This is a genomic window from Streptomyces sp. DT190, from assembly GCF_049846985.1.
In the GTDB taxonomy this organism is placed as follows: Bacteria; Actinomycetota; Actinomycetes; order Streptomycetales; family Streptomycetaceae; genus Streptomyces.
In genome coordinates this window covers 513168-533768 of record NZ_JBNCNM010000001.1, presented here as the reverse complement: position 1 = coordinate 533768, position 20601 = coordinate 513168, and the positions used below count along the sequence as shown (strand labels likewise).

Annotated in this window: 17 protein-coding genes and 3 pseudogenes; 8 read left to right on the top strand and 12 right to left on the bottom strand. The window is 73.8% G+C overall.

The genetic code is table 11. The features are described from left to right. Positions 1-147: 147 nt before the first annotated feature. Entirely contained in the window at positions 148-636 is a 489-nt protein-coding gene (locus ACPXCS_RS02230) for a hypothetical protein (RefSeq protein WP_425946203.1), read from the bottom strand. Between the two features lie 362 nt (positions 637-998). On the opposite strand from ACPXCS_RS02230, the gene ACPXCS_RS02225 reads away from it, so the two are divergent. Then, the gene (locus ACPXCS_RS02225; RefSeq protein ID WP_425946202.1) at positions 999-1667 is read left to right on the top strand and encodes a class F sortase; all 669 of its coding nucleotides are present in this window, start codon (positions 999-1001) and stop codon (positions 1665-1667) included. A 39-nt stretch (positions 1668-1706) separates the two neighbouring features. On the opposite strand, the gene ACPXCS_RS02220 is transcribed toward ACPXCS_RS02225, so the two are convergent. Together ACPXCS_RS02220 and ACPXCS_RS02215 are read right to left on the bottom strand one after the other, a co-directional pair. Further along, positions 1707-2546, bottom strand: coding sequence for a polysaccharide deacetylase family protein (locus ACPXCS_RS02220; RefSeq protein ID WP_425946201.1), 840 nt, complete (start codon positions 2544-2546; stop codon positions 1707-1709). A gap of 89 nt (positions 2547-2635) precedes the next feature. After that, positions 2636-3836: pseudogene (locus tag ACPXCS_RS02215) on the bottom strand (amino acid--tRNA ligase-related protein); the annotation flags it as partial. A gap of 102 nt (positions 3837-3938) precedes the next feature. Here ACPXCS_RS02215 and ACPXCS_RS02210 point away from each other — a divergent pair. Both ACPXCS_RS02210 and ACPXCS_RS02205 read left to right on the top strand, forming a co-directional pair. Next, positions 3939-4400 (top strand): universal stress protein, encoded by a 462-nt coding sequence (locus ACPXCS_RS02210; protein WP_425946200.1) that lies wholly within the window; start codon positions 3939-3941, stop codon positions 4398-4400. A 109-nt stretch (positions 4401-4509) separates the two neighbouring features. Then, complete coding sequence (locus ACPXCS_RS02205) at positions 4510-5991, top strand: amino acid permease (protein ID WP_425946199.1); 1482 nt, start codon at positions 4510-4512, stop codon at positions 5989-5991. On the opposite strand, the gene ACPXCS_RS02200 is transcribed toward ACPXCS_RS02205, so the two are convergent. Next, positions 5948-7102 carry a CapA family protein gene (locus tag ACPXCS_RS02200; RefSeq protein ID WP_425946198.1) on the bottom strand — a complete coding sequence of 385 codons (1155 nt, stop codon included), beginning with the start codon at positions 7100-7102 and terminating at the stop codon, positions 5948-5950. The genes ACPXCS_RS02205 and ACPXCS_RS02200 overlap by 44 nt on opposite strands. A gap of 222 nt (positions 7103-7324) precedes the next feature. Here ACPXCS_RS02200 and ACPXCS_RS02195 point away from each other — a divergent pair, with 222 nt between their 5' ends. The 4 genes from ACPXCS_RS02195 to ACPXCS_RS02180 all read left to right on the top strand — a co-directional run bounded on the left by ACPXCS_RS02195 (position 7325) and on the right by ACPXCS_RS02180 (position 10631). After that, on the top strand, positions 7325-7870 hold the full coding sequence (locus tag ACPXCS_RS02195) for a sigma-70 family RNA polymerase sigma factor (protein ID WP_425946196.1): 546 nt from the start codon (positions 7325-7327) through the stop codon (positions 7868-7870). Positions 7871-8021: 151 nt separating this feature from the next. Continuing rightward, positions 8022-8534, top strand: a complete 513-nt coding sequence (locus tag ACPXCS_RS02190; protein WP_425946195.1) for a hypothetical protein — start codon at positions 8022-8024, stop codon at positions 8532-8534. Positions 8535-8685: 151 nt separating this feature from the next. Continuing rightward, complete coding sequence (locus ACPXCS_RS02185; RefSeq protein ID WP_425946194.1) at positions 8686-9339, top strand: zf-HC2 domain-containing protein; 654 nt, start codon at positions 8686-8688, stop codon at positions 9337-9339. Between the two features lie 110 nt (positions 9340-9449). Next, complete coding sequence (locus ACPXCS_RS02180) at positions 9450-10631, top strand: PP2C family protein-serine/threonine phosphatase (protein WP_425946193.1); 1182 nt, start codon at positions 9450-9452, stop codon at positions 10629-10631. Positions 10632-10643: 12 nt separating this feature from the next. Here the strand turns inward: ACPXCS_RS02180 and ACPXCS_RS02175 are convergent, their stop codons facing one another. The 3 genes from ACPXCS_RS02175 to ACPXCS_RS02165 form a co-directional block, all read right to left on the bottom strand. Continuing rightward, a complete protein-coding gene (locus ACPXCS_RS02175) occupies positions 10644-11507 on the bottom strand; it encodes an Fpg/Nei family DNA glycosylase (protein WP_425946192.1) in 864 nt (287 codons plus the stop codon). Between the two features lie 22 nt (positions 11508-11529). Then, positions 11530-13620: a SpoIIE family protein phosphatase gene (locus tag ACPXCS_RS02170; RefSeq protein ID WP_425946190.1), complete on the bottom strand. Its 2091-nt coding sequence runs from the start codon at positions 13618-13620 to the stop codon at positions 11530-11532. A 77-nt stretch (positions 13621-13697) separates the two neighbouring features. Then, on the bottom strand, positions 13698-14813 hold the full coding sequence (locus ACPXCS_RS02165; protein ID WP_425946189.1) for a DUF6777 domain-containing protein: 1116 nt from the start codon (positions 14811-14813) through the stop codon (positions 13698-13700). Positions 14814-14954: 141 nt separating this feature from the next. Here ACPXCS_RS02165 and ACPXCS_RS02160 point away from each other — a divergent pair, with 141 nt between their 5' ends. Then, positions 14955-16376, top strand: coding sequence for a lipase maturation factor family protein (locus ACPXCS_RS02160; RefSeq protein ID WP_425946188.1), 1422 nt, complete (start codon positions 14955-14957; stop codon positions 16374-16376). Here the strand turns inward: ACPXCS_RS02160 and ACPXCS_RS02155 are convergent. From ACPXCS_RS02155 to ACPXCS_RS02135, 5 genes and pseudogenes are all read right to left on the bottom strand, one after another. Next, positions 16364-17196, bottom strand: a pseudogene (locus ACPXCS_RS02155) (amidohydrolase family protein). The gene ACPXCS_RS02160 and the pseudogene ACPXCS_RS02155 sit on opposite strands and share 13 nt — an antisense overlap. 2 nt (positions 17197-17198) lie before the next feature. After that, positions 17199-17355 (bottom strand): annotated as a pseudogene (locus tag ACPXCS_RS02150) (L-rhamnose mutarotase); the annotation flags it as partial. Further along, on the bottom strand, positions 17352-18350 hold the full coding sequence (locus ACPXCS_RS02145; protein WP_425946187.1) for an aldo/keto reductase: 999 nt from the start codon (positions 18348-18350) through the stop codon (positions 17352-17354). The gene ACPXCS_RS02145 and the pseudogene ACPXCS_RS02150, both read right to left, overlap by 4 nt. Continuing rightward, on the bottom strand, positions 18347-19102 hold the full coding sequence (locus ACPXCS_RS02140; RefSeq protein ID WP_425946186.1) for an SDR family NAD(P)-dependent oxidoreductase: 756 nt from the start codon (positions 19100-19102) through the stop codon (positions 18347-18349). Before ACPXCS_RS02140 ends, ACPXCS_RS02145 begins: the two co-directional genes overlap by 4 nt. Next, positions 19099-20442: an L-fuconate dehydratase gene (locus tag ACPXCS_RS02135; protein ID WP_425946185.1), complete on the bottom strand. Its 1344-nt coding sequence runs from the start codon at positions 20440-20442 to the stop codon at positions 19099-19101. Before ACPXCS_RS02135 ends, ACPXCS_RS02140 begins: the two co-directional genes overlap by 4 nt. Positions 20443-20601 lie beyond the last annotated feature (159 nt).

Below are 20601 nucleotides of genomic sequence, written 5' to 3'. Positions count from 1 at the left end.
CCCCGCCCCCGCCCCCGCCCCGCGGCGGCCGCCGGCGCCCCCGCCGCGCGCGCCGCGGCGCCCCCCGGGGGCCGGCTCGTGAGCGGGACCCGGGGCGACGACCGTTCACGTGCGAGGCGACGGCCCGGTGGGGCGTGGCGAGCGGCGTCAGACGTGCCGCTCGGCGCGGCGGCGCATCCAGAACACGCCACCGCCGACGAGGGCCGCGGCCACGAGACCGCCGCCGATGGCCACGTCGGTCGGGGTCGCACCCGTGGTGCTGCTGCCGCCGATACCGCCGCGGACACCGCCGATGACGGTGAACGCCTGCGGCTTGGTCATGGTCCGGCCGCTGCAGTTGACCGTGATGTCGTAGGAACCGGGGCGGGCGTTGCGGTTGATGGTGGCGGTGCCCCTGGCCCTCTCGTTGTGACCGTCGTGGACGGGCGAGAGCGTCGTCGGGGAGAAGGCGTTGGACGTGGCCGTACCGCCGTGCTTGCAGCCGTCGACGGTGATGGTGAGCTGGCCGCCGCGGGCGATGACGCTGGGCAGGGCGACGATGTTGGTGGGTGTCTCCCACGCGACGGCGGCGGGAGCCGAGACACCGAGGGCGGCGACCGCGGCGCCGGCGACCGCCAGGGCACGAGTGTTACGCATGTGAACCTCCGCGGAAGGCGCCCCGGGACCCGTTCCCCGGTCGATCGGCGAGAAAGCGCCTCCCAGAAAGACAGTCAGTTGCCGTTCCCTGGACCGCATTTCGGGAATGGTCCGTCCTGGTGAGAGAAGGCACCGGGGGAAATCCACGAGAAGGGATATCGCCGCAGGTCACGGACCGTAAGAAATTTCCTCGCGGTGGCAACTCGGATGGCGCACCTGACGCCGGGACCGGCCTCGGGAACGCCCCCCGCGCGCCCGGTCCACCCGTTCGCTCCCGCCCCGTCGCCGGTTTCGCGCACGGCGCTTAGCGTTCCGGTATGCGCGATTGACCCGGCGACGGCCGTGTCGAGAGGGGATGGCGAATGTCTGCGTCCGAGCTGGCCCAGGCGGAAGATGAGGCGCGGCCGAAGAAGCGCGCCCCGTGGGGCGTGATAGCGCTTGTTCTGCTGACCGGCCTCGCGCTCATCCGCAACGGTTCGGGGGAATTCGACGAGGGCCCGCCGCAGCCGGCGACGGCGGCAGCGGCGGAGAAGCACGTGCCGGGCGCGGCCTTCGCGGGCTCCGTGCGCCCCCTGCCGCACTCCCAGCCCGACCGGGTCAGGATCCCGGCGATCCAGGTCGACGCGCCGGTCATCCCCGTGGGCCTGGACGCGGACGGCTGGGTCGGCGCGCCGCCGCCGGAGGACCCCAACCTGGCCGGCTGGTTCACCGGCGCCGTCACGCCCGGCGAGAAGGGCACCGCGGTCGTCGTGGGCCACGTCGACAACCAGCAGGGCCCCGCCGTCTTCTACGGTCTCGGGGCCCTGAAGCCGGGCAACCGCGTCGAGGTCGCCCGCCAGGACGGCAGGACCGCCGTGTTCGAGATCTACGGCGTCGAGGTGTTCGAGAAGGACGACTTCCCCGGCGACCGCGTCTACGGCTCCAAGGGCGCGGCGGAGCTGCGGGTCATCACCTGCGGCGGCGGCTTCTCCAAGCAGGAGGGGTACGCGGGCAACGTCGTGGCCTTCGCCCGCCTGGTCGAGGTGCGCTGAGCGCTCCCCGCCGGGCGGGCCGGCGGCCCCGGGCGGCTCTCAGGCCCCGGGCCGCCGGGGCACCGTGACGTGGTAGCCGGAGTCCAGCAGGCCGGGCAGATAACGCCGCAGGGCACGCACGCTCTGCGAACGGTCGCCCCCGGCGTCGTGGGAGAGCACCACGACGCCGGGGGCGGCGCCGTTCTCGACCCGCCGCACGATGGAGCGGACGCCCGGGGTGGTCCAGTCGAGCGTGTCGAGCGTCCAGCCGAGCGGTTCCATGCCGAGGTCGGCCCCGATCCGCAGGGCGGCCCGGTTCCACGCCCCGTAGGGAGCGCGGAACCACGCCGGGCGCTCCCCGCAGGCGGCCTCGACGGCGTCGCTGGTGCGTTTCATCTGGGAGCGGATCTGGCGGCGGGTCAGCTGGGTGAGCAGCGGGTGGGACCAGGTGTGGTTGCCCACGACGTGCCCCTCCTCGGCCATCCGGACCACCATGTCCCTGCCGTCGGCGACCATCTCGCCGCACACGAAGAACATCGCGCGGACCTCGTGCTCGGCCAGGACGTCCAGGATGTCCGGGGTGTAGCGGGGGTCGGGGCCGTCGTCGAAGGTCAGCACGATGGTGCGGCCGCGGCCGGGGACCCGCAGGAGCGGTTCGCCGCGCACCAGGGTGCGGCGGGGCGCGGCACGCGGCGGGGCGTAGCCGGTGAGGGGCTGCAGACGGTACGCGGAGGCCTTCGGCGGGCGGCGGGCGGCCTGGGCGCCTGCCGCCGGGGCGGCGGGGCCGGAGGGCCCCTCCCCGGTGACCGCCGTGAGCACACCGGCCGCGGCGGCCGCTCCCACGGCGCCGGCGCCCGCGATCAACGCCGCGCGTCGGGTGAGCAACTGATCCTTCTTCATGACTCATCAGTCGCCCGGCGGACGACCGGCGCACCTGAGCAACACCGGTGCGGCGGCACGGTTTCACCCGGACGGGTCAGGCGGACGGGTCAGCGGCGGCGCACCAGGGGGAACGGCAGCGTCTCCCGGATCGTCAGCCCGGTGAGGAACATGACCAGCCGGTCGACGCCGATGCCGAGGCCGCCGGTGGGCGGCATCGCCTAGGCGAGGGCGTCGAGGAAGTCCTCGTCGAGTTCCATCGCCTCCGGGTCTCCCCCGGCGGCGAGCAGCGACTGTTCGGTGAGGCGGCGGCGCTGCTCGACGGGGTCGGTGAGCTCCGAGTAGGCGGTGCCCGGTTCGGTGCCGAAGGTGACGAGGTCCCAGCGCTCGGCGAGACGCGGGTCGGTGCGGTGCTGCCGGGTGAGCGGGGAGACGTCGGTGGGGAAGTCCTTGTAGAAGGTGGGCAGCGCGGTCCGCTCCTCCACCAGCCGCTCGTACATCTCCAGGACGATGTCGCCGTGACCGTCGTCGGCGACGTGGGCACGCCCGCGCCGTCGCGCAGCCGCCTGAGGACCACGATGTCCGTGCGCGGGTGGATCTCCTCCTCGCCGAGGGCCTCGCCGACGGCGCCGTAGACGGTCTTGACGGGCCAGGGCTCGGAGATGTCGTACTCCGTGCCGTCCTTGTGGGCGACGGGCCGGCCGAAGGCGGCGGTGGCGGCGCCCTGGATCAGTGCGCGGACGAGGTCGAGCATCACGTCGTAGTCGGCGAAGGCCTGGTAGGCCTCCAGCATCGTGAACTCGGGGTTGTGCTGCCGGTGAGCTGCCAGGAGGTGACGAAGACGGTCGGCTCGTCCCGGTCGCTGAGGCCGGCGTGGCCGGTGGCGGTGATGTGGTCGCCGATGTCGGTGTCGGCGGTGAAGCGGTCCAGGGCGGGGCCGGAGCCGTCGCGGGTGAGGGCGAGTTGGTGGTCGCCCGACCAGTCGCGCAGGACGGCGAAGACGATGCCGCCGAAGTCGCGGACCAGCATGACGCGGCCTGCGACGGTGACCTCCCGGCCCTGTTCGACCTCGGCGAGGGTGTGGGTGCGGGCCGGGACGTCCACCGGGTAGGGGTCGGTGCCGGCGGCGCGCAGCCGGTCGAGCTTGCGGTGCCGGATCCGGACCTGGTCGGGCAGGCCGGCGAGGGGGTCGGCGGGCTCGGTCCCGTCCCCTCCGGCGAGGCCGAGCGCCGCCAACGACGGCAGCCCCGCCGTGGTGGCGGGCCGCTGTCCGCTGTTCGGGTGCCCGTTTCCCCACGACTTTCGCATCGACGGTGGAACACCGGCCCCTTCCCGCCCTCCGAGCCCCTCCCGCGTACCTCCCCGTACCTCCCTCCGGACGGCCGGACCTGCGGCTTCCGATAGCCTCACGGCGTGACCGAACAGCACTCCCCTCAGTTCGAACGGGGCACGGACGGACCGAAGGTGATCGTGGCCGGGGTGGACGGCTCCGACTCCTCCTGGCGGGCCGCGGCCTACGCCGCGGGGCTCGCCCGGCGCCAGCGCGCGCTGCTCGCCGTGGTGTACGTCCAGCCCGTGCTGGCGGCGGGGGCGGCGCTCGGGGCGCCGGTGGCCGGGACGACCGACGAGATCGCCGAGGACCTGGTGGCGCAGATCCGGGACGCGGCCCGGCAGCTCAAGGGGATATTCGAGGTCCGCTGGGAGTTCCACACGTTCCGCGGCGACCCGTACGGCGGCCTGGTGAAGGCGGCCGACGAACTCAAGGCGGACGCGGTGGTCGTGGGCGCCTCGGAGCAGGCGGGACACCGGATCGTCGGGTCGGTGGCGGTGCGGCTGGTGAAGGCCGGGCGGTGGCCGGTGACCGTGGTGCCGTAGGACCTGCCGTGGTTCCGTCCGCTCTCTGCGTGGTTCCTTCCGCGGGGCGGGCGCCTGGGCCATCATGATCCGCTGTCAGCCGTTTGCCACTCGTGAAGAGGTGAGGCGCATGGCCGGGCTCCGGACGGGTGAGGGCGTTCTCCGCCGCAAACCCATCGAGCGGATCGAGGAGACGGAACCGGGCGGCGAGGGGACCCGGTTGGAGCGGTCCCTGGGGTTGTGGCAGCTGACCGCCATCGGGGTCGGCGGCATCATCGGCGCGGGGATCTTCACACTGGCCGGAACGGTGGCCAACGGCACGGCGGGCCCGGCCGTGCTCGTGTCGTTCCTCATCGCGGGCGTCGCGTCCGCCGCGGCCGCCCTGTCCTACGCCGAGTTCGCCGGGCTCATCCCGAAGGCCGGTTCGGCCTACACCTACGGCTACGCGGTGCTCGGCGAGCTGGCCGGCTGGTTCATCGGCTGGGACCTGCTGCTGGAGTACACGGCGATCGTGGCGGTGGTCGCGATCGGCATCTCGGGCTACTTCAGCTTCCTGGTGGGCGAGATGGGCGCCGACCTGCCGGCCTGGATGCTGGGCGCGCCCGGCACGGGTGAGGGGCACCGGGTCGACCTGTTCGCGGCGCTGCTGTGCCTGCTCATCGCCTACCTGCTGACCCTGGGGATCAGGAACGCGGCCCGTTTCGAGACGGTCGTGGTGGTCCTGAAGGTCCTGGTCGTGCTGCTGGTGATCGGGGTGGGGGTGTTCCACATCGACGCGGCGAACTACGACCCGTTCTTCCCGTACGGGGTCGGCGGGGCGTTCACGGGCGCGGCGACGGTGTTCTTCGCGGTGTTCGGCTACGACGCCATGTCGACGGCGGCCGAGGAGTCCAAGGACGCGCAGCGTCACATGCCGAAGGCGATCATCTACTCGCTCGTCGTCTCGATGGTGCTGTACGTGGCGGCCTGCCTGGTGCTCACGGGCATGCAGGACTACCAGGACATCGACCCGGAGAGCGGCTTCTCCACGGCGTTCAAGTCGGTGGGGCTGAGCGGGCTGGCGGACGTGATCGCGGTCGGCGCCATCATCGGCATCCTCACCGTCATGTTCACGTTCATGCTGGGCGTGACCCGGGTGTGGTTCTCGATGTCCCGGGACGGGCTGCTGCCCCGGTGGTTCGCCAGGACGCACCCGACGCGCCACGTGCCCACCCGGGTCACCTGGATCGTGGGGGTGGCGTCGGCCCTGATCGCCGGGTTCCTGCCGATCGGCGAGGCGGCCGAGCTGACCAACATCGGGATCCTGCTGGCGTTCGTCGTCGTGTGCGCGGCGGTGATCGTCCTGCGCTACCGCCGGCCGGAGCTGCCGCGCACCTTCCGCACGCCGTGGATGCCGGTGGTGCCCGCCGTGGGCATCGTCTTCTCGATCTGGCTGATCACCTTCCTGCAGTGGCAGACCTGGGCGCGGTTCGCCGTCTGGTTCGCGCTGGGGCTCGTGGTCTACTTCGCCTACTCCTACCGGCACTCGGAGCTGGCCGGGCGCCGGCCGGAGCGGGCGGACCGGGGGCCTACTCCCCCATCGTCAGGCCGTCCTGGGCCGCCCCCCGGCTGAGGACGACCGCACGGATCCGGTCGCGGACGGCGCCGACGTCGGCGCCCCGGGCGAGCGCCCGGTCGAGGTCGACGACCCGGCCGGCGTCCACGTCGAACAGCTGCGGGACGAACTCGGCCCGGGTCACCTCCCAGCGGCCGCCCGGCCGGGCGGGCGGGGAGAACGTGAAGCGGCCGAGGGTGGACTGGTTGCCGCGCGGGTCCTTGGCTCCCTCGGGGTTGGTCATCTCGCCGGCGATCTGGTCGCCCATGCCGTAGATCACCCAGGTGCCGTTGACCTTCTCGTAGGCCTGCGGGACGTGGGCGTGGGTGCCGAGGATCAGGTCGATGTCGGGGCGGCTGCCGCTGCGGGCGGCGGTCAGGGTGCGGGCCAGGGCCAGCTGCCGTTCGTCGGGGGCGTCCTGCCATTCGGTGCCCCAGTGCATCGAGACGACGACCACGTCGGCGCCGGCGCCGCGCGCGGCCCGGGCGTCGGCGATGATCCGGGCCTCGTCGATGAGGTTGACGGCCCAGGGCCGGTCCGCGGGGAGCGGGATGCCGTTGGTGTCGTAGGTGTAGGCGAGGTGGGCGACCTTCGCCCGGCCCGCCTGGAACACCGTCACGGTGCGGGCCTCCTGCTCGGTGCGGGCCGAGCCGGCGTGCCGTACGCCCGCCCGGTCGAGGGCGTCGAGGGTGCGGCGGATGCCGTCGGCGCCGTCGTCGAGGGTGTGGTTGGAGGCGGTGGAGCAGCCGTCGTAGCCGGTGGCGGCGAGGGCCTCGGCGATCTCGGGCGGGGACTTGAAGGTGGGGTAGCCGGTGTAGTGGCCGTCGGCGCCGTAGACGGTCTCCATGTGGCACAGGGCGAGGTCGGCACCGGAGACGACCGGGCGGATCCCGTCGAGCATGGGCCGGAAGTCGTAGCCGGTGCCGCCCGCGTCGAAGCGGGCCCGGTCGATGATCGTGTCGTGCGGGAGGACGTCGCCGGAGGCGACGAGGGTGAAGCCGCGGGGCCCGGCGGCGGAGGGTGCCGGGCGGCCGGGTCCGGACGGTTCGTGGCCGCGGGCCTGGCAGGCGGCGCCTGCGGCCAGGACGGCGGTGAGGGCCAGGGCCACCTGTCGACTGCGTGCGAGCATCCATTCACCCCACGGTGGGCGTTGTGGTCGTATTTATACACAAACAGGAAAGGAGGCCCGGGCCGCCCCACGCGGCTGCGACACGCCCGTCGGCCCGACCGGCACCCGCCCGGTGGAGCGCCCCGACCGTTCGTCGAACCGTTCGTCGACGCGATCGACCGTCCGCCGCACAGCCGGGTACGTGCCCTGTGCCCCGACGGCACCCTGCGGTGGCATACGGCCATGACGGCCGGATCCACTCTCACGCACGGGACGACCGCCGAGCACGAGCTCGCCGCACTGCAGCGGGAGCACGGCCGGCCCCTCTTCGCGCTCCTGCTCCGGCTCTGCGACGGAGACCGGCAGCGCGCGGAGGACCTGGTCCAGGAGACCCTGGTGCGCGCCTGGCAGCACCCCGAGGCCCTGCGCGCCGACGACTTCGACTCCGTACGGCCCTGGCTGATGACCGTCGGGCGGCGGCTCGCGATCGACGCCAGGCGCGCCCGGCAGGCCCGTCCGGCCGAGGTCGGCGACGCGGTGCTGGAGAACGCGCGGGTCAGCTCCGACCACGCCGAGCGGGCCGCGGCGACGCTCGACGTCCGCCGCGCTGTGAAGACACTCACTCCGGAGCACCGTGAAGTCCTGGTGCTCGTGTACTTCCAGGGGGCGAGTGTGGCGGAAGCTGCGGCGACCCTCGGGATCCCGCCCGGTACCGTGAAGTCCCGCGCGTACTACGCGCTGCGCGCCCTGCGCCGGGTGCTTCCGGGTTACGCCGCCGACCTGCGGTGAAACCGATTGCCGAGTCAAGCCTCCGTAAAGCGCCTTGCTGAGGACCCCGGTTGAGTAATCGGGTGTTCCTATCCGTGTTCCGGATGGGGCCGACGACGCCCCGGAGCCCGGTGTCGGCCGACGCGCACGTACCGGAGGAAGGCAGGAAGGGATGCTGCACAGAGGTCACGAGAACACGGATGGTCAGGACGGCGAACTGACCGTCCCCATGGCGTGGTTGTACGCGGAGTACATCGCGGACGAGTTGCTGCGGACCGGCGATCTGATGCCGCCGACGTCCTTCGAGTTCCGCGCGGGGCGCGACGCCCTGGCGCTGACCATCTACCTCTCCGACACGGACGGGGAGCTGTCCGGCATCCGGGTGGTCACCCAGCTGGAGACCTGGCTGTCGCTGACCGCGTACGACCAGCCGTGGCAGGAGTGGGTGCGCGAACGGCTGGCGGAGCTCGCCGCCGGGGCAGCGGCCTCGGGGCGGCCCGCTCCGGACCTGGATCTCGCCGAGGAGGCCTGGCGCTGGCTGCAGGAGACGGAGCTGCTCGCGCCCGACCTGAACGCGGTGCCGGGCGGCGCTCCGGTGGTCGGGGAGGACGAGGGACCGAAGGTCTGGACACCGGCCTGGCAGCTCGGACTGCCCCTGGGGCACCTCGCGATCCATCTTTTTTAGATTTCTGCGGCCCTCGACCAATCCGGGGGCCGGAGGGCTCCGAATCCTTTGGTTGCGATTGTGTCACCGGCTTGAGTGATTCCGCTGCCTGGTCCGTACCGGTGGGAGCAAGGAGTAACCCCACCCGCACCCAACGGCACGAGGATTCGGCATGAGGTCCCTGGAAAGGCATCGCGACGTCGGCGCCTACGCGCTCGGCGTGCTGGACGAGGCGGAGGCCTTCCGCTTCGAGGACCACCTCATGGAGTGCCCCAAGTGCGCTGCAGAGGTGACGGAGTTCGGCCCGACGACACGGCAGTTGATGCTGTACCGGCGGGCGACGCCGCGGCTGGTGAACCCGATGGCCCAGCCGGGCCCGCGGATGCTGGACCGGCTGCTGGCCGAGGTGGCGACCCGGCGCCGGGCCGGCCGCCGGCGCATGGTGTTCGCGCTGGCCGCCTCGGTGGTGATCGCGGTGTCGGTGCCCGCTGTCTCCGTGATGGCCGGGGACGGCGGCGAGACCACCCGGACGGTCACGGCGACCGATGTGCACACGGGCGTGTGGGCGCAGGTCACCACGGCGGACGAGGCCTCCGGCAGCCAGGTCGAGCTGCGCGTGAAGGACGCCTCCGACTCGCGCGCCTGCCATCTGGTCATCGTCGGCCGGGACGGCGCCGAGGAGATCGCCACCAGCTGGCACGGACCCGGCCACGACACCGAGCCGCACACGATGATGGCCAGCTCCTCCCTGCACCCCGACGACATCGCCCGCTTCGAGATCCGCTCCGCGACCGGGGAGGTCCTGGCGCGCCTCGAAGCGCGCTGACCGTCCGTCCGCCCCGGTCGCCGGGCGGGCCGGGCTCCCCGGTGTGAGACTGCTGACGACACCTCCGGAGCCCGCCCGGGGGGCCCGCGGTCCCGGCGAGGGGAGACGAGGTGACGACGGCAGAGACCCGTGACGACCGCCTGGAGGAGTTCCTCGCCGACCCGGCCAACGCGGCGCTGGACCTCACCACCACGGTGGCCCGCTGCACCAAGGCCCTCGGGCTGCAGCACTCCGTGGTGTACCTCGCCGACATCCAGCAGCGCCGCCTGGTGCCCCTCACCGACGTCACCCCGCCCCTGCCCGTGGACGACTCGCTCGCCGGCTGGACGTACCGCACCCAGTCCCTGCGGGTGGAGGAGTCCGAGTCGGGCGGCATGACGGCGTGGATCCCGCTGGTGGACGGCGCCGAGCGCCTCGGCGTCCTGGCCGTGCTCTCCCCGTCGCTGACTCCGTCCGTGCTGCGCCGCGGCCGGGCCCTGGCCACCCTGCTCGCCATGACCATCACGTCGCGGCGCGCCTACAAGGACTCCTTCGTCCGGCGCACCCGCACCGAACCGATGCGGCTGCCCGCCGAGATGCTGCGGGCCTTTCTGCCGCCCCGCACGATCGGCACCACCCACGTGGTCTCCACGGCCGTGCTGGAGCCGGCCTACGAGATCGGCGGCGACGCCTTCGACCACGCCCTGACGGAGACGGCCCTGCACGCCGCCGTCCTGGACTCCATGGGACACGACCTGGCCTCCGGCCTCACCACGGCCGTGTCGCTGGCCGCGTGCCGCAACGCCCGGCGGACCGGCGCGGACCTGCCGGAACTGGTGGAGTGCGTCGACGACGCGCTGGCCCACTGGCTGCCCGACCAGTTCTGCACGGGCGTCCTGGCCCAGCTGGACCTGGCGTCGGGGATGCTGCGCTGGTGCAACTGCGGGCATCCCCCGCCGCTGCTCATCCGCGAGGAGCGGCTGCACGTGGACGCCATGCGGCGCGAGGCGGATCCGCCCATGGGGCTGCCGTCCCTGCTGGCCGGGCGGCAGCGGCAGACGCACGAGATCGCGCTGAAGCCCGGCGACCGGGTGCTGATGTACACCGACGGGGTGACCGAGGCCCGGGGCAGCGACGGCGGCGAGTTCGGCCTCGAACAGTTCGCGGACTACATCATCCGGGCGACGGCGGCGGGCGAACTGGCGCCCGAGACGCTGCGGCGGCTCATCCACTCCATCCTGGACTCGCCCTCCAGCCGGCTGCGGGACGACGCGACCATCCTGATGTTCGAGTGGCGGCCGCCGTCCCGGTGAGCGCCGGACCGGTCACTTCAGCAGCCGGGACAGCCTGCGGTCGGCCAGCGGCTTGCCGCCCGTCTGGCAGGTCGGGCAGTACTGGAGCGAGGAGTCGCTGAAGGACACCTCGCGGACGGTGTCCCCGCACACCGGGCAGGGCTCGCCGGTGCGGCCGTGCACCCGCAGGCCGCTCTTCTTCTCGGCCTTCAGCCGTCCGGCCGCCACGCCCCGGGAGCGCTCGACCGCCTCGGTGAGCGTGTCGCGCAGGGCCGCGTACAGCCGCCCGGTCTCCTCCTCGCTCAGCGACGCGGCCAGCTTGAAGGGCGACATCCGCGCCGCGTGCAGGATCTCGTCGCTGTAGGCGTTGCCGACGCCCGCGATCAAACCCTGGTCGCGCAGCGCCCCCTTGAGCTGACGCCGTTCACCGGCCAGCAGCCGCGCGAAGCGCCGCTCGTCGAAGTCGTCGGCGAGCGGGTCGGGGCCGAGCCGGGCCACGCCCGGTACCTCCTGCGGGTCCCCGACGACGTACACCGCGAGGCGCTTTTGCGTACCGGCCTCGGTCAGGTCGAAGCCCGCGCCGGTCTCCAGGGCCACGCGCAGCGCCAGGGGGCCCTTGCCGGGCCGGGGCAGGCCGGAGGGGAGGCGGTCCTTCCAGTGCAGCCAGCCCGCCCGGGCCAGGTGGGTCACCAGGTGCGGGCCGTCCGCGGTGGCCAGGTCGAGGAACTTGCCGTGGCGGCGTACGGCGGTGACCTCGTGGCCCTCCAGGGCGGACAGCGGCGGGTCGTAGGTCTTCAGGACGCTGATGGCGACGGGCAGCACCCGCACGATCTCGTGGCCGACCAGGTGCTCGGTCAGGAAGTCCTTGAGCGCCTCGACCTCGGGAAGTTCCGGCATGGCTCCAGGGTGCCACGCGGGGTCAGTCGCGGCCGGGCACCACGAACTCGCACCAGACGGCCTTGCCGCCGCCCCGGGCCTCCACGCCCCACACGTCCGTGAGCAGCTCGACCAGCAGCAGGCCCCGCCCGGAGACGCCCGACTCGCCCGCCTCGCGGCGGCGGGGCAGGGCGCTGGAGGAGTCCTCGACCTCGACGCGCAGCCGGCGGTCGGAGCCGGTGAGGACCCGCAGGGTGAGGGTCGCGGTGCCCTCGGTGTGCATGAGGGCGTTGGTGAGCAGCTCGTCGGCGACGAGTTCGATCTCGTCGGCGCGGTCCCCGCCGCCCCAGGCGGTGACCGCGGTGCGGATCATGCGCCGGGCCGCGGACAGGCCGGCCGGGTCGCCGGGGGCCACCTGGCGCTGCAGGCGGCGGCCGGAGTGCGGGCCCTCGGGGCCGCGCCGGCGCAGCAGGAGCAGCGCCACGTCGTCGTCCCCGCCGCGTTCGTCGGCCACGTCGATGAGCCGGTCGGCGAGGTCCCGCACGTCCTCGGGCCCGGTGGCGACGAGCGCGGTGAGGGTGCGCATGCCGTCGTCGAGGTCGGCGCCGGGCTGCTCGACCAGGCCGTCGGTGCACAGCAGCAGCGTGTCGCCCGGGTCGAGCTCCACGGTGCCCACCGGGTACTCGAGGCGGCCGAACTCGGCGGACAGCCCGAGCGGCAGGCCGCCCGGGACGCCGACACGGTGGCAGGAGCCGTCGGTGAGCCGGACGAGCGGGTCGATGTGGCCGGCGCGGACCACCTGCAGCACGCCGGTGTTCAGGTCGGCCTCCGCGTACAGGCAGGTGGCGGAGCGGTCCGTGTCGAGTTCGTGCAGGAAGACCGAGGCGCGGGCCATCACGGTGGCCGGCGGGTGGCCCTCGGCGGCGTAGGCGCGCAGGACGATGCGCAGCTGGCCCATGACGGCGGCGGCGTGCGTGTCGTGGCCCTGGACGTCGCCGATGACGGCGCCGACCCGGCCGCCGGGCAGCGGGATCAGGTCGTACCAGTCGCCGCCGATGTCCCGGCCGACCGAGCCGCCGATGGTGGCGGCCCGGTAGCGGACGGCCACATCGGCGCCGGGGACGCTCGGGATGGTGCGGGGCAGCATGGCCTGCTGCAGGCCCTGGGCGAGGTCCATCTCCTGCTCGTAGAACATGGCCCGCTGCAGGCTCTGGGCGATGCTGCTGCCCAGGGCGACCAGGATGTTGCGCTCCTCGGGGGTGAAGCCGTGCCGGTCGCTGTAGAGCAGGCCCATCGCGCCGATCGGGCGGGCCTGGACGATGAGCGGCAGGTAGGCGGCCGAGGTGATGTTCAGGTCGGTGATGTGCGGCCACAGGATCGGGTAGCGCTCGGCGAACTCCTCGGGCGATTCGATGAAGCACGGGCCGAGGGTCCGCACGGCCTCGCTCATCGGATAGGGCTCGTCGATGCGGGTGATGCGGGTGCCGGGCACGAAGGCGTCCTCGGGCCCCTCGGCGACCAGGCGGATGCGGCCCGCCTCGACCAGGCCCATGACGAGGCTGGTGGCGCCCAGGTGGATGAGGCCGTGGGTGTCCTTGAGGACGTCGATGACGTCCTGCACGGTGCGGGCGTGGGCGAGGGCGGCCGTGGTGAGTTCGACGACGCTGGTCTGTTCGCGGCGGGCCTCGTCCCGGTCGGCCTGTTCGCGGCGCGCGTCGCTCTCGCCGAGCTCGCGGGTGGCGTCCCGGACGATGCCGATGATGCGGCGGGGGCGGCCGGTCTCGTCGCGCCGGATGTAGCCCTGGGTGTGGGTCCAGCGCAGGCTGCCGTCGCGGCGGCGGACGCGGAAGTAGGCGCCGTAGTTCTCGCTGCCGTTCTTCAGGGCCTGGGAGACCACGGTGTCCAGGCGCCGGGCCTCGCCGGGCGGGACGCGCTTGGCGAGGCTGTCGGGGTGGTCGTCGTACTCGTCGGGGCGCATGTCGAAGACCTCGTGGGCCTGCGCGTCCATCTGCATCAGGCCGGTGTCGAGGTCCCAGTCGAAGCTGCCCATCCGGTTGAGCGCGAGGATCGGATCCGGGTGGGCGGGCCAGTCGTCCGGGAGTGACAGGGCGCCGCTCGCTCCCCGATCAGCCATGGGCCCACCTTGCCAGGATTCGTCCGATTCTTCGACCGGATCTGCCGAGTGTACGAGCCGCTGCGCGGGATCGGCCCTCAGTTGCCGAAGACGTCGGTGGGGCTGCCGAAGATGCTGTCGTCGGCCGGTTCGTCGGGAATCAGCCCGGCGCCGTCGGGCAGGTCGGGGCCGTCCGGGACGGATTCGGGGCCGACCTCGCCGGGATCGCCCGGGTCGTCCGGCTCGGGCGCGAGGGAGTCCTCCGGCTGCCGTCCGCCGGGGTCGGGGGGCACCGGTTCGGCGGCGGGCGGCGCGGTGCCGTACACCGGGGGCGGGGCCGGGTCGCCGGCCGGATCGGCTTCCGGGGAGGTACGGGGCTCGCCCGACGGGACGGGCGGGGGCGCGGACGGCGCCGGGGGCCGGGTCGCCCACACCGGGGTCGGCAGCGCCCGGTCGTGGCGCACGTCGTGCCCGGGCCGCCGTTCGATCCAGGTCCGGGCCGCCAGGTCGATGATCGTGAAGTCCCCGACGGCGTGCGGGGCGGGCGTGACGACGATCGCCCCGCCCGGCCGGTAGCCGGGCCAGGGGGTGCCCCGGGTCACGGGCGTGCCGCGCAGGGCGAGCGGCGGACGCAGCGGGTTGCCGCAGGCGCAGCGGAGGCGCGGGACGCCCCGGTCGTCGACCAGGACGGCGGTGCCCGCCTGGAGGACGGCCTGGTAGGCGGTGACCCGGCCGGCGCGGTGGCCGTGGCCGGTGACGCGGGTGTCGGCCCGCAGCACGACCGGGGTCAGGCTCCGCACGTGGTCCGGGAGGGACTCCGGGGCGACTCGCGCGACCCGGGCGAAGGCACGGCCCGCGGCGCGGTCCCGGGTGAGGTGGCCGATCTGCCGGCCGATGTCACAGCTGCCCCTCCGTTCGGTGCCGCCGTAGAGGCCGGGCGTGGCGCCGGAGAGGGAGCGCGGGCCGGTGGAGACCCGGACGGTGCCGCCCGGGGCGCGCGGCGCGGGCTCGACGGGCGGCGGGGTGGGCGCAGGGGCGGCCGTGGAGTCCGTGAAGGGGTCCGGCCCCGGGTCGGCGGCGGGCTGCAGGACGAGCGTGGTGGCCGCCGCGCGGCCGGGGGTGTCCCGGCCGGGGCGGCCGGCGGCGCACGCCGAGAGCAGGAGTGCCGCGGCGAGCACGCACGCCGTGGCGAGGACCCCCGTGGGTGTGCGCACCTCGTCCTCCCGCTCACCTCAGCCCGTTTCGGGCAGTTCGTCACTATTGTTTGCCGTGCTCACCCGGGTTACGCAACCGGAGCAGTGGTACACGGAGCGTGACACCGAAGCCCCGGGCGTCACCGAGAGGAGCGCACGGCCGTGGACTGGTTCACCGCAGCCGACTACGGGCTGACCCGGCTGGTCTTCCAGCGGGCGCTGGCCGCCGTGTACCTGGTCGCGTTCCTGACGGCGGCGCTGCAGTTCCGCGCGCTGATCGGGCGGCGCGGCATGCTTCCGGTGCCGCGGTTCGTCGAGCGGGTGCCCTTCAGGCGGGCGCCGAGCCTGTTCCAGCTGCACTACTCGGACCGCTTCTTCGCGCTGTGCGCCTGGGCGGGCTGCGCGGTGTCGGCGGCGCTGCTGGCCGGGCTGGACTCGCTGCTGCCGCTGTGGGGCGGCATGCTGCTGTGGCTGGTGCCGTGGGTGCTGTACCTGTCGATCGTGAACGTCGGGCAGACCTGGTACTCGTTCGGCTGGGAGTCGCTGCTGCTGGAGGTCGGGTTCCTCGCCGTGTTCCTCGGCAACGACGAGGTGGCGCCGCCGCTCGTGGTGCTGTTCCTGCTGCGGTGGATCCTGTTCCGGGTGGAGTTCGGCGCGGGACTGATCAAAATGCGCGGCGACGCGTGCTGGCGGAAGCTGACCTGCCTGGACCACCATCACGAGACGCAGCCCATGCCGGGTCCGCTGAGCTGGTTCTTCCACCACCTGCCGCGCCCGCTGCACCGGGTCGAGGTGGCCGCGAACCATGTCACCCAGCTCGTGGTGCCGTTCGCGCTGTTCACCCCGCAGCCGGTGGCGACGGCCGCCGGGGCGCTGATGATCGTCACCCAGCTGTGGCTGGTGCTGTCGGGCAACTTCTCCTGGCTGAACTGGATCACGATCGTGCTGGCGCTGTCGGCGGTGCGCCTGCCGGCCGACGCGCCCGACGTGCCGGACGCGCCGCTGTGGTACGTCGTGCTGGTGCTCGCGGTGTCCGCGCTGCTCGTGGTCCTCAGCCGCGGGCCGGTGCGCAACATGCTCTCCCGCCACCAGGTGATGAACCGCTCCTTCGACCCGCTGCACCTGGTCAACACCTACGGCGCGTTCGGCAGCGTGAGCCGGGTGCGGTACGAGGTCGTGCTGGAGGGCACCGCGGAGGAGGTGCCGCGCGCGGACTCGGACTGGCGGGAGTACGAGTTCCGGGGCAAGCCGGGTGATCCGCGGCGCTGGCCGCGCCAGTTCGCGCCCTACCACCTGCGTCTGGACTGGCTGATGTGGTTCGCGGCCCTCTCCCCCGGCTACGCCGACCCCTGGTTCGGGCGGCTGGTGGAGCGGCTGCTGGAGAACGACCGGGACACGCTGAGGCTGCTGCGCCGCTCGCCGTTCCCGCCGGACGCACCGCCGCGGTTCGTGCGCGCCCGGCTGTTCCGCTACCGCTACACGACCTGGCGGGAGCTACGGGAGACGGGCGCCTGCTGGGAGCGGACCTACGTACGCGAGTACCTGCCGCCGACCCGGCTGGCCGGGCCGGTTCACAGGCCGTAGACGCGCTCGGCGGTGGCCCGCAGGATCTGCGGGTGGTCGCGCGGGTCGGTCAGCAGGCGCGCGGCGTCGAGGATGCCGCCGTAGGTGCCGGCCAGGTGGACACCGGCCAGTCCGAGCCGTACATCAGCCGGGCGGGCCCGAACGCCTCCAGGGCGGCGTCGGCGTAGGGGCGCAGGTCCGCGACGGTCCAGGAGGCGGGGTCGGCCTCGGTGGCCAGGCCGGAGAGTTTGGCGACCGTGTTGGGCAGGGCGGCGAGGGCGCGCAGGCCGGACGCCCAGGGTTCGAGGGCGCCGCTGGCGACGGGCGGTTTGCCGAGGTGGTCCAGGACGAACGTGAGCCCGGGCAGGGCGGCGGCGGCCCGTACGCAGGCCGGGAGCTGGTGGGGCAGGACGACGAGGTCGAAGGCCAGGCCGGCGGCGGCGACGGCGGCCAGGCCCCTGAGGACGTCCGGGCGCAGCAGCCACTCGGGGTCGGGTTCGCCCTGGACCTGGTGGCGGACGCCCTTGAGGTACCGGCCGCCGGGCCGTGCGCGCAGCCGGGCGAGTTCGTCGGCGGCGTCGGGGCGGGTGAGGTCGGTCCAGCCGACCACGCCCGCGATCAGGTCGTGCTCCTCGGCCAGGGCCAGCAGCTCCGGGGTCTCCCCGGGCACGGTGACCGTCTGCACGAGGACCGTGCGGGTCACGCCGGCCGCTTCCGCCTCGGGCCGGAGGTCCTCGACCGTGAAGTCGCGCCGCAGGGGCCGCAGTGCGGGGCCGGTGATCCAGTCCTGGTCGCGGACGGACAGGTCCCAGACGTGGTGGTGGGCGTCGGTCACCGTCATGCCGGCAGCTTCTCCGGTTCGGCGAGGAGCCGGGCGTGGTCCTCGCACTCCAGGACGTGGAACAGGTCGGTGCCCGAGCGCCAGATGGTCCACGCGGTGGGCGGCCTCGTACGCGGCGACCCGGTCGGGGCGGACCCCGGTGTGCAGGGCGACTCTCATGACGGCTCCGCACGGGACGCCTCACCGGGGACGGGGGCGCCCTCGGGCAGCAGACCACCGGCGCGCAGCTCCTGCCACAGGGCGTCCGGCACCCGGGCGGCGAACTGGTGGGCGCAGTCCCTCACCTCGTGCGCCGAGCGGGCTCCGACGAGGACGCTCGCGACGGCCGGGTGGGCGGCGCAGAAGGCCAGGGCGACGGCGCGCAGCGTGGTGCCGTGGCGGTCGGCGACGGACTTCAGGCGCAGGGCGCGCTCGACCAGTTCGGAGGGGGCGGCGGTGTAGTTGTAGCGGGCGCCGGGCTCGGGGTTGGCCAGCAGGCCGGAGTTGAAGGCGCCGCCGATGACCACCGAGGTGCCGCGCTCCAGGGCCGCCGGGAGCAGGTCGGTGAGGGCGCTCTGGTCGAGCAGGGTGTAGCGGCCGGCGCAGAGCACCACGTCCACGTCGGTGTCGCGGACGAAGCGGGTGAGCATCGCCGACTGGTTCATCCCGGCGCCGATCGCGCCCACCACGCCTTCCGCGCGCAGTTTCTCCAGGGCCGGGTAGCCCTCGCGGAAGGCCGCCTCGGCGTGCTCGTCCGGGTCGTGGAGGTAGACGACGTCGACCCGGTCGAGACCGAGGCGTTCCAGGCTGGACTCCAGGGTGCGGCGGACGCCGTCGGCGCTGAAGTCCCACACGCGGCGGTGGGTGGCCGGCACCGCGAAGCCGTGGGCCAGGTCGTCGCCGGTGCCGTCGGCGGGTTCGAGGCGGCGGCCCACCTTGGTGGAGACCGTGTAACGGTCGCGGGGACGGTCGCGCAGGGCGGCGCCGAGGCGGCGTTCGGAGAGGCCGAGGCCGTAGTGCGGGGCGGTGTCGAAGTAGCGGATGCCCCGCTGCCAGGCGGCCTCCACGGCCTCGTGGGCCTGCTCCTCGGCGACCTCGGTGTACAGGTTGGCGATGGCGGCGGCGCCGAAGGACAGGGCGCTGACCTCGACGCCGCTGCCGCCGAGCCGGTTCACCGCGCCACCGGGCGCAGCCGCAGGCCCTGCATGCCGCCGTCGACGGCGAGCGCGGTGCCCGTGGTGGCGCCGGACAGGGGACTGGCCAGATAGGCGATGGCGCCCGCGACCTCGGCCGGGGCGACCAGGCGGCCGGTGGGCTGGCGGGCCCGGAGGGCGGCGCGTTCGGCGGCCGGGTCGGGGGCGGCGTCCAGGAGGCGGCCCACCCACGGGGTGTCGACCGTGCCGGGGTTGACGCAGTTGACGCGGATGCCCTCGCGGACGTGGTCGGCGGCCATCGCGAGGGTCAGGGCGAGCACGGCGCCCTTGGTCGCGCTGTACAGGGCGCGCCGCGGCAGGCCGGCGGTGGCGGCGACGGAGCAGGTGTTGACGATCGCGGCGTGCGCGGAGGCCCGCAGGTGGGGCAGGCAGGCGCGGGTGGTGCGGACCATGCCGACGACGTTGACGTCGTGGACGCGGTGCCACTCGTCGTCGGGGTTGTCCTCCACCGTGCCCTGGGCGCCGATGCCCGCGTTGTTGACCAGGACGTCCAGGCCGCCGAGTTCGGCGACCGCCGCCGCGACGGCCGCGCGCACGGACGGGTCGTCGCGGACGTCCGCGCGGTAGGCCGACAGCGGCTTGCCGACCGGTGACGGGTCCAGGTCGAGGACGGCGACCTGTGCGCCGCGCTCGGCCAGGAGGTCGGCGGTGGCCCGGCCGATGCCGGACGCACCGCCGGTCACCAGGGCCCTGAGGCCCTCGAAGTCGCTCATGCGGCGTGCCCCTTCTTCGTCGCGTCGAGGTCGGCGGCCCAGAACTCGCCGCCGGGGTACGTGTAGCGCGCCAGCGCCTCGGACCGCATCGCGGCCGAGAAGCCGGGCGCGGTGGGTGCCGTGTAGTGACCCTGCCGGATCACCACCGGGTCGAGGAAGTGGTCGTGCAGATGATCGACGTATTCGATGACGCGGTCCTCGGTCGTGCCGGTGAGGGCCACGTAGTCGAACATCGACAGGTGCTGGACGAGTTCGCACAGGCCGACCCCGCCGGCGTGCGGGCAGACCGGGACCCCGAACTTGGCCGCGAGCAGCAGGATCGCGAGGTTCTCCGGGACGCCGCCGACGCGGGCCGCGTCGATCTGGACGACGTCGAGCGCGCCGGCCTGGAGGAGCTGTTTGAAGACGACGCGGTTGTGCACGTGCTCGCCGGTGGCGACCTTGACGGGGGCGACGGCCCGGCGGATCGCCGCGTGGCCGAGGATGTCGTCGGGGCTGGTGGGTTCCTCGATCCAGTACGGGTCGAACGGGGCGAGAGCCTCGGTCCAGCGGATCGCCTCGCCGACGTCCCAGCGCTGGTTGGCGTCGACGGCCATCCGGATGTCCGGGCCGATGACGGAACGGGCCACGCGGCAGCGGCGGATGTCGTCGTCGAGGTCGGCGCCGACCTTGAGCTTGATCTGGGTGAAGCCTTCGGCGACGGCCCGGGCCGCGAGCCGGGTGAGCTTGTCGTCGTCGTAGCCGAGCCAGCCCGGTGAGGTGGTGTAGGCCGGGTAGCCGTGCTGAAGCAGCCGGGCCGTGCGCTCCCCGGCGCCCGCCCGGCCCCGGCGCAGCAGGGCCAGGGCCTCGCCGGGGGTGAGGGCGTCGGTGAGGTAGCGGAAGTCGACCTGGCGGACGAGCCATTCGGGCTCGGCCTCGGCGAGCAGCCGCCACAGCGGCAGCCCGGCGCGTTTGGCGGCGAGGTCCCACACGGCGTTGACGACCGCGCCGATCGCCATGTGCATCACGCCCTTCTCGGGTCCGAGCCAGCGCAGCTGGCTGTCGCCGACCAGGTCGCGGTTGAGGGTGGAGGGGTCGGCGCACAGCTCGTCCAGGTCGCGGCCGAGGAGGTGTCCGCGCAGCGCCTCGATCGCGGCGACCTGGACCTCGTTGCCCCGCCCGATGGTGAAGGCGAACCCGTGTCCCTCGTGTCCGTCGGCCGCGTCCGTGCGCAAGGCGACGTAGGCCGCGGAGTAGTCGGGGTCGGGGTTCATCGCGTCGGAGCCGTCGCGTTCGCGCGAGGTGGGGAAGCGGACGTCGTGGGTGTCGACCGCGGTGATGCGGGCGGGCGTCGGGGGCACGGCGGGCCTTTCGTCGGTCGGTGCGGGGTGGGTCCGGTTCAGTCCCGGGCCCGGCCGGCTGCCGCCCGGCCGGGCAGACGTCCGCATACTTATCAGACCAATCAACCGTCCGAACACCCTCTTGCGCCGTATATCCCATGTCCGGGCCACAGTGGTCGG